A 7,651-nucleotide genomic window follows, 5' to 3' on the forward strand; every position below is an offset into this window, starting at 1 on the left:
ATTGACGCTCGCACCCAGCAAATATGGGCTTTATCCTCTTAAGTTGACACCAATGAGCAATGCTGTGCCCCTACCGTGTGGTCTATTTATTCCCCGATCGCTTCTCCCCATTCCTTAATTACAGAAAATAGTGATGAGTAATCATCATCAGCAAATGACATTTTCACGGCTGTTTGCAAAATTTGCCGCACACCTTTAATACTGCTGAGATCCAAACTCCGAGATTTCGCCTCACAGATAAACAATTCTGTATCTTTAAGCAAGTGTTTTGTGGGAAAATTCGGATCAGCATAATTGCCATCCAACATCCGTTGTAGCTTTTTGTCAAAGGTAGGTGCGTAGAGTGAACTGTCGCGCAATATTTGCATAAATACATCTACATCGACACCCTGACGCTGGATAAAAGCTAGACTCAAAGCAAAGCTAGTTGTTAGGGAAGCTATTAGTTGATTTAGTGCCAATTTCAGCGCCGCCGCAGATCCCACTGGCCCGATAAGTAAAGGTTCTGTGCCAAAATTTTGGAGTAACTTGAAGTAGCGTTCATATTGTTCTGGTTCGGCGCCTACCATAACACTCAACTTCCCAGCTTTTGCTTCCGGGATACTCCCTAATACGGGTGCTTCTAAATATTCACCACCACCTGCAACAACTGCATCTCTAATTTCCTGGCTTTGTGTGGGGGTAATTGTTCCCATTTGGATGATCGTGCGCCCTTCCAGAGTTTGCCAAGCCGTATCTGAAAGCAACACATTATAAATGGCCGAGGCATTAGTAAGCATGAGGATTACGCACTCAGCAGCACGAATGGCGTGGCGCGGATGTGTGACAATTTCAGCCCCAGCTGCTTGTAGTGGTGCTAATTTTTCTGGGGTGCGATTGTAGGCAACTAGCTGTATATCTGCGGCTAATAACCTTTGAGCCATTGGTAGTCCCATCAGTCCAGTTCCCAGAAATGCCACCTTCATTTTTTACGTTCCTTTGGTACAGCGTCACAGCCCATCGTGGACATTGCGATCGCATTGTTTGATTCAAATTAATTGGGAAGTAGTTATTTGAGATCCGATCGCAAATCCCAGTTTCTCTACTGCCCACTCCTTAACTCTGCCGTGTACACACAAGTCTCTCTTAACACAATTTACGGTTTATCGAATAGCCCAAAGAAACCTCAAAGATTGGTTCTGCTAGGCAAAACCTGTCCCTCTCCTTGGTAAGGAGAGGGATGTCCGTTAGGACTCTTTGAGGTTTTTGTTTTGGGTAATTCGATGACTTGTGTGTACACCGTAGCTCCTTAACTCTGGCAATCAACCACCTGCAGCAAAAGTCGCCATAATTATCACTGAAAGTAAAATACCTGGAGTAAGTAAGGTTACTAGCATTAGCAGGTCGTGAGTAGTCATAATTAGTACTTTTGTAGTGTGTTTCACTTTAGAGTAATCACTGTTATGCTATTTTAACTTTTCTTTCTTTACCTTTATTCTGGCAGAGTCAATCCTTTTAGCGGTTGAGAAATTTCTGTATTGTCCAAACCTTTGCTCTGAACTAGGACTCCAAAACCACCTAGTCCTGTGGGATCTATAAGTTGGTGTAGTGCGTCCCGCCGCTTTAGTAACTCTGAGAGGGGTTGCTTTTGATCAGAAAGGGCAGCAATACGTTCGCCTAAACCCAACGCCATCAAAAATAATCCCTGCTGGATAAAACCAACATTCTTTAAATTGCACTTTTCGCCCCAGCGTTCTAAAGCTGTAAAGTCAACATGGGCAGTGATATCTTGTCGCCCAATATTGATATAGGGGTTGTCATGGAAACGGTGATGATAATAACACTGTAGCGTTCCTTGCGATCGCCTGGGATTATAGTAACGACTGGCAGCGTAGCCATAATCAATTGTTAACACATAGCCGCGCTGCAAGCGGTCTGCTACTATACTCAACCAGTCTAAAGCCGCTAAATTAATTTCACTGCGATAACTATCTGGATATGCATTTTGGGCAAAGTTGATTTCTACTAAATCCAAATATTCCGCCAGTTGGGGCGTTGAAAGTTCCCCTGTGACTTCCACAAATGATGGGCATGGGGCATTGGTTTCTTTCTCATTTTGATCTGTGGTTATATAAATTTCTCGGAGTTCTCCCGTTTCTAGAATGAATTGATGTATGGGAAATGCGTCTACTAACTCATTAGAAAAAAAGCAGCCTGCGATCGCATTCGGTGGTATATCCTCTAAATTGCACCAGCGCACGGGTAAATCTTGCAAGCGTTGCTGTTGTTCTTGTCTTAAAGTTGGCGACTTTTCAACAATGATGTACTCCAGCGCTCTAAAAAAATCTGGGTAGTGCAGCTGATGATATTTAAGGATATGTAATGCCAGCAGCCCTTGACCTGCTCCCATTTCTACCAGAGAAAAGGGTACAGGTTTTCCTAAAATCTCCCACATTTGCAAAAATTGTTCTGCAAGTAACTCGCCAAAGTCAGCACAGAGGTTTGGAGAAGTGAAAAAATCACCACCTTGAAAGCCAATTTTGACTGCATCACTAGAATAGTAGCCGTATTCAGGGTGGTATAATACCATGTCCATGAATTGGGCAAAAGTAATTCGTTGTTGAGGAGTGGTATTAATGTGATTTGCGATCGCTGCACACAATGCTGGATTTGAATCCATAAAATTTGAGATTGGGGAGTCGAGAAAATAAATGCTTGCCAGCAGCACAATCAATTTAAGCGAAGTGTAAAAATTGAAACCTGTAGTGTTAGCCTGCGGGTCGCAGTAAGCGGATAAACCCTTCTTGCTCAAAGTGCCGATCAGTAGACAATGCCTCTGTAATCCCGCGCTGGCGCATTAGCACAAAGCTCAGTGCATCACATAAAGAGTAAGTTTTATCCTCCCGTTCCATTAAGAGATCGACTGCTCTCCGGTGCAATGGCTCATCCACCCAAACCGTTTTTATATCTATGTTATCCAGCAAGTCAACCACAAAAGCAAGGACGGATGAACGCGGAAAACGCCTTGCAGTGGCTAACGCGACGTACTCAGCAATGATATAGCTGTGGGTTAATCGGATTGTTGCTCTCTTATAGGCAGCAATAGCTTCAGTATGCAAGAGCTCAGTCTGATAGTGCAGACAAAGTAACCCAGAGGTATTGAGGAGCATTAACCCTCCTCGTGGTTACTGGCATACTCTCTCACCAAATCTACATCAATACTCTCATTGTTCAGATCAATGGGATGTTCGAGATTAAGTGTCCCAAAATGGCGTTCAAATCTGGCTCGTGCTGTCTCCTTTTCGGCTTCAGACAGCAACAATTTAAAAACTTGTCCAAACTGTTGCTCTAGCAACGTTGCAGCTAGCCGTTCAGGAGGAACGCCAATCGCCTCAGCCTGTCGCTGAATCGCGGTGAAAATCTGATCGTTCAGTTCCAGTGTCAGAAGATGAGTCATAGAAGTATGCAACATGGCTAGAGGCTACGGTAATTATAGCTTTGCTTGTTTTATGCCCTCATTAATGAAATATTTGAAGGTTGTATTTTGCTAATAGCCGATCGCGCACTCCCATTAGGTTAAAATTCTTTTCAGCTTCCTGTTGCACCTCTGTGGCAAGTCTTTGACGCTCTAGAAGGTAGGCATTAACTTCGGCTTGGTGTTGCAAGTAATAACCGATTACGAAATAGACATCCCAAAGATGGAGCGATGGCTACTGTTCCTTAATCTCTTCTGCTGTAGCCCCTTCAAGGAAAGCTGTAACGACTGTATCTAAAGTGACGCGAGTTTTGTTGATGCGAACAACGCCATTTGCATCAGTTACAAGTGGAATCGGGGCAACAGTAGGAATAAGTAGCATTTTAATATTTGGGCTGTGCTGTTTTCCTATCTTCAGGATAAGGGATTTCCAACAAATCAATTATTCAATCTTGTAGAGTGGGCAGCGCTCAGTCGAACGCTGCCCACCCCACAAGAAGTACTTGAGTATTTTTTTATTTGTGAGTCTCTAAGCAAAATCTAGAAGTAGTTTTCTAGCTCAAGACATTTGCTAAAAAACAATTTGCTACCTAGCCACTCACCAACGACACCAGCACACCATTAAGATCGCGGACACGAGCAATTGTTTGTCCCCCATGCTGGGCTTTCGGGGCATCTAATGCTTTTGCGCCTGCCGCGATCGCTTTCATATAAGCGCTGCCAACATCAGGAGTGATAAATGATATCTGGATTAATGTTGGTGGTTGCGTAGGATCGTTAGCATGGAAGCCGCCAGGAAATAACTTTTGTGCTTCGCTACTTGAGGAGAAAGCTAATGTAGTATTTCCGGTTTCAATTTCCGCCCAGATAAAATGCCCCCGTTCTTCGAGAGTGCGACGAACTAGACCAAAAGCTTTTTCATAAAACTCAACCGTCTTAACTACATCCTCTACCCAGATGACCGTGTAACCAAATTTCATAATTCTTTACTCCTGATTAGAAAAATCAGTGCTGCCAAGAGCCAAGGCGAATGGAATTCGCGGCTATACAAACAAAGTCCGCCTCCGCGGACTAAGAAAAAATTCAGGGATTTCAACCCACGGAGGTGGGTTTTGCCTGTGTAGACGCGGTTTCTAACCGCCCTTTTAACTGAATTAATTACTTTAACTTTCTAGTATATAAGGGGCTGTTGCGAGAGTTTGCGCTCCTATTTGCATCATTTGTATATCTGATGGCGACCAATCATGAGGACTTTCGCAGTGATGTGCTGCTAACAATCCCCATAATCCTCTCTTAATCAAAATTGGTACAACTAAGTTAGCGCGAACCTGCATATTGCTGAGAAAATCTCGATGACAAGACTCCATTGGCTCTAATTGAATATCAGCGATCGCTCTTGTCCGTCCTGCTAAGTATAAAGCAGCATACTCATCATTAAAACAATCATCTGGGCCAGTGGAACCAAGTATTGAGAATTCTTTAGAACTCAAAGATTCAAAAGTCACCTGTCCTTGCCACCGTCCATAAAAATAATACAACACCACCCGATTAACCTGAAGCGATTCTCGGAGTTGATTCGTTGTTTCCCGGACTAACTCATCGCGTTGCATTGTTCTGACAAGGCGATCGAGCAATTGTTGCAAACCCTGTTCGTAGCGATCGCAGTTCTGGTTAAAATCTGAGTGAGAATGAATTTGCACAGTTCTAAAATTACAATTAAGTAAATACTGCTGAATTTATATAATAATTTATCAGACCTTATATAAATACATTCTTCCATTTATACCAACAATTCATTTTAACCTAATCCCGTCCTACCAAACATCCCTCCCCTCCCTGTCCCTCTCCTTACTAAGGAGAGGGACAGGTTTTGCGTAGCAGAACCAGGGTGAGGTTTTCTTCCGCTATTAGATAGATGCTAATATTTTTGAGACTCCAAACATTGGCTCAAAGTTACGATAAGCTGACAAAGCTGCTTCTTTAACAGTTGCACTCACAATCGGAAAAGTAGTGAGGATGTAGCTAAATTCATCTTCAGTTAACCCGTAAAGGTGTGCTACCATCCCATCGAGTTCAGCGCGTAACTTAGCGCGTTCTGTATCATCGTTAACGCCTTGTTGATGCGAAACTAGACCGACTTCTTGCGCGAGTTCGTCAAATTCTGGTGTCGTGCAGATGAGTTTGGCAGCGCGTTGTACAATATCGTTGAAGTAGCGATCGTTTTTTGTTAAACGTGGTACGGGTAGTTGGTAAAGATAAAAAGAATTAAGATTCGTAGTCATACGTGAGCGAAGAGTATAGTCAACTACGAAGGTATTTAGTAATGAAGAAAGAACGAGTAACTCCGAATTTGATATTCTTAAATCGTTATATCTATCTGTATTGTGATGGAAAGGAAAATTTACTGTAAGCGAGTTACCAGCAAATGACCAAGCTGGGATTACAGTAGATATTAACGTTCTTTCATTGGTGTTAGAAGCTATTTTGCGTATTGCCAGTCTATAAACCTCATAATCATTTTTTAAATTTTCGTTAACTTTCCCAGTAAACTTTATTCTTTTCGCACGTTTCTGCAAAAATACTTCTCTTAAATCTGATTCTTTAATCCAGTAATGAGGTTTATCATAGTTATGCTGAAAATGCCAAATCATTCCTCCTTCATATAAGGCATACTTAGTTGGTGATTGCTGAAAATATTTTTTTGAGCGAGTCATGTGAAGTTCTTCACCATAAAGCTCAAGTCCCCAACCCAAGTTGGAATCAGAGAGCAATGGATAACTAAGTAACTTTTCAGTAATGTCTAAATCTTCTCTACTCCTAAATTCCATTATTGACATAGAATCAGGTGAGAAACGGCGTACTAATTCAACACTGATAGAGAAGCTTTCATCATTGGGAAAATTTTGCAGTTCTTGTACATCATGGCGCATGAATGACGCTGGAAATTCTTCTGTTTTACTACCCTTCTCAAACGTGAGGACAACAAACTTGAAGCGGCTATCAACTCCTTCAAAAATTATCTTGCGGTTTTCAAAGCAGAATAATCCAGATATTTGAGTTTGATTAAATAACATTTCCCGTAGTTTTTTTGCTCCTAAGTCGGTGTAGATACCACTAGGAAGAACGATGCCACACTCACCACCTGGACTTAATAAATTAAAACACTGTTCCAAAAATATTTTATAAAGATTAATATCAGTGCCTACTTTCTTACCGTTTACAATAGGAACTTGATTTTTGTACTGTTCAGATAAACGGTAATAATCACTGATGTAAGGAAACTGTTTTTGATAATCTAACCAAGCCGCAGCAATTTCTAAGTCTTTAAGAAGTTTTTCTTGTTCCTGTTCAAAAGCATGAATGTCCATCTTCTTCTTTGTCACTAAATCGTTGTAATGGGCAAAGAATTCTTTTGCATTCGGCTTAAATACTTGCCAAGGTGGATTAGTAATAATTGCATCAAAACCGCCGCGTTCTAAAACCTTGTCAAAATGATAACCCCAGTGAAACGGCTTTAAAGCTGCAATATCCTCAACCTCCAAAACCCGCTTCACTGATTTTCCAGTTAACTGAACCTCCTCATACTTGATACCCAAACGCTTACTAAACTCATCCAACAGCAAAACATTTAACTTTTCTTGCGATTTTTTATTTAGTTCCTCAATATTTGTGCGGATGTGTATCAATCGAGTCTCTTGAGGAGTATCTGTATCCGGTAATTCCTTAGATAAAAAAGCGTGTTTTTTGTACAACTCAACAGATTTATTCTTTTCTTCCAGAATTTTCTGATAATTATCTGCGGCTAAAGACTGTAATAAATTTCCTTGCAGTGAATTTCCCACAGCATCAAAAGCAGTATCATCTACTTTAATTAAACCAATTAACGAATTACCCGCCATAATATTAAAATCAATATTAGGTAAAGGCTCTAACTCTTCCACATCGTGAGCCGAAGAAACTAAAGCTAAGAAAAGACGTAATTTAGCAATTTCCGTTGCTTCCTCCATAATATCTATACCATACAGGTTATCAGAAACAATCCGCTTTTTGATAAAATAAAGTACTGAAGGATGAGAACTTTGGATATATTCAAGCTGATTTTTCAGAGAGCAATTACCCATTAATTCAATAGTCCCAATTACGTATCCGCTCAATAAGTTGCGGTAAGCAAAAATTATTAGCGATTGTTGAATCAAT

8 protein-coding genes and 1 pseudogene are annotated in these 7,651 nt (G+C 41.1%); all 9 read right to left on the minus strand.

The genetic code is table 11. From position 1 onward, the window contains the following. Positions 1-86 precede the first annotated feature (86 nt). A complete protein-coding gene (locus HWQ38_RS03060) occupies positions 87-965 on the minus strand; it encodes an NAD(P)-dependent oxidoreductase (protein WP_292789923.1) in 879 nt (292 codons plus the stop codon). Between the two features lie 506 nt (positions 966-1,471). Then, complete coding sequence (locus HWQ38_RS03065; protein ID WP_292789925.1) at positions 1,472-2,659, minus strand: class I SAM-dependent methyltransferase; 1,188 nt, start codon at positions 2,657-2,659, stop codon at positions 1,472-1,474. Between the two features lie 88 nt (positions 2,660-2,747). After that, positions 2,748-3,098 (minus strand): VapC toxin family PIN domain ribonuclease, encoded by a 351-nt coding sequence (locus HWQ38_RS03070; protein WP_292789927.1) that lies wholly within the window; start codon positions 3,096-3,098, stop codon positions 2,748-2,750. 50 nt (positions 3,099-3,148) lie between these two features. Then, entirely contained in the window at positions 3,149-3,436 is a 288-nt protein-coding gene (locus tag HWQ38_RS03075; RefSeq protein ID WP_292789929.1) for a hypothetical protein, read from the minus strand. Between the two features lie 61 nt (positions 3,437-3,497). Further along, the gene (locus HWQ38_RS03080; protein ID WP_292789931.1) at positions 3,498-3,644 is read right to left on the minus strand and encodes a hypothetical protein; all 147 of its coding nucleotides are present in this window, start codon (positions 3,642-3,644) and stop codon (positions 3,498-3,500) included. Between the two features lie 45 nt (positions 3,645-3,689). Further along, complete coding sequence (locus HWQ38_RS03085; protein WP_292789932.1) at positions 3,690-3,836, minus strand: hypothetical protein; 147 nt, start codon at positions 3,834-3,836, stop codon at positions 3,690-3,692. Positions 3,837-4,044: 208 nt separating this feature from the next. Then, on the minus strand, positions 4,045-4,434 hold the full coding sequence (locus tag HWQ38_RS03090) for a VOC family protein (RefSeq protein WP_292789934.1): 390 nt from the start codon (positions 4,432-4,434) through the stop codon (positions 4,045-4,047). A 183-nt stretch (positions 4,435-4,617) separates the two neighbouring features. Next, complete coding sequence (locus HWQ38_RS03095) at positions 4,618-5,154, minus strand: GAF domain-containing protein (RefSeq protein ID WP_292789935.1); 537 nt, start codon at positions 5,152-5,154, stop codon at positions 4,618-4,620. A gap of 207 nt (positions 5,155-5,361) precedes the next feature. After that, positions 5,362-7,651 (minus strand): annotated as a pseudogene (locus tag HWQ38_RS03100) (ATP-binding protein); the annotation flags it as partial.

Source organism: Nostoc sp. NMS7 (assembly GCF_017115085.1).
In the GTDB taxonomy this organism is placed as follows: Bacteria; Cyanobacteriota; Cyanobacteriia; order Cyanobacteriales; family Nostocaceae; genus Nostoc.

Excerpts from the sequence above, each read along its gene's own strand:
- HWQ38_RS03085 (WP_292789932.1), bottom strand. The coding sequence starts at position 3,836 with ATGCTACTTATTCCTACTGTTGCCCCGATTCCACTTGTAACTGATGCA.
- HWQ38_RS03065 (WP_292789925.1), bottom strand. The coding sequence starts at position 2,659 with ATGGATTCAAATCCAGCATTGTGTGCAGCGATCGCAAATCACATTAAT.
- HWQ38_RS03090 (WP_292789934.1), bottom strand. The coding sequence starts at position 4,434 with ATGAAATTTGGTTACACGGTCATCTGGGTAGAGGATGTAGTTAAGACG.
- HWQ38_RS03060 (WP_292789923.1), bottom strand. The coding sequence starts at position 965 with ATGAAGGTGGCATTTCTGGGAACTGGACTGATGGGACTACCAATGGCT.
- HWQ38_RS03075 (WP_292789929.1), bottom strand. The coding sequence starts at position 3,436 with ATGACTCATCTTCTGACACTGGAACTGAACGATCAGATTTTCACCGCG.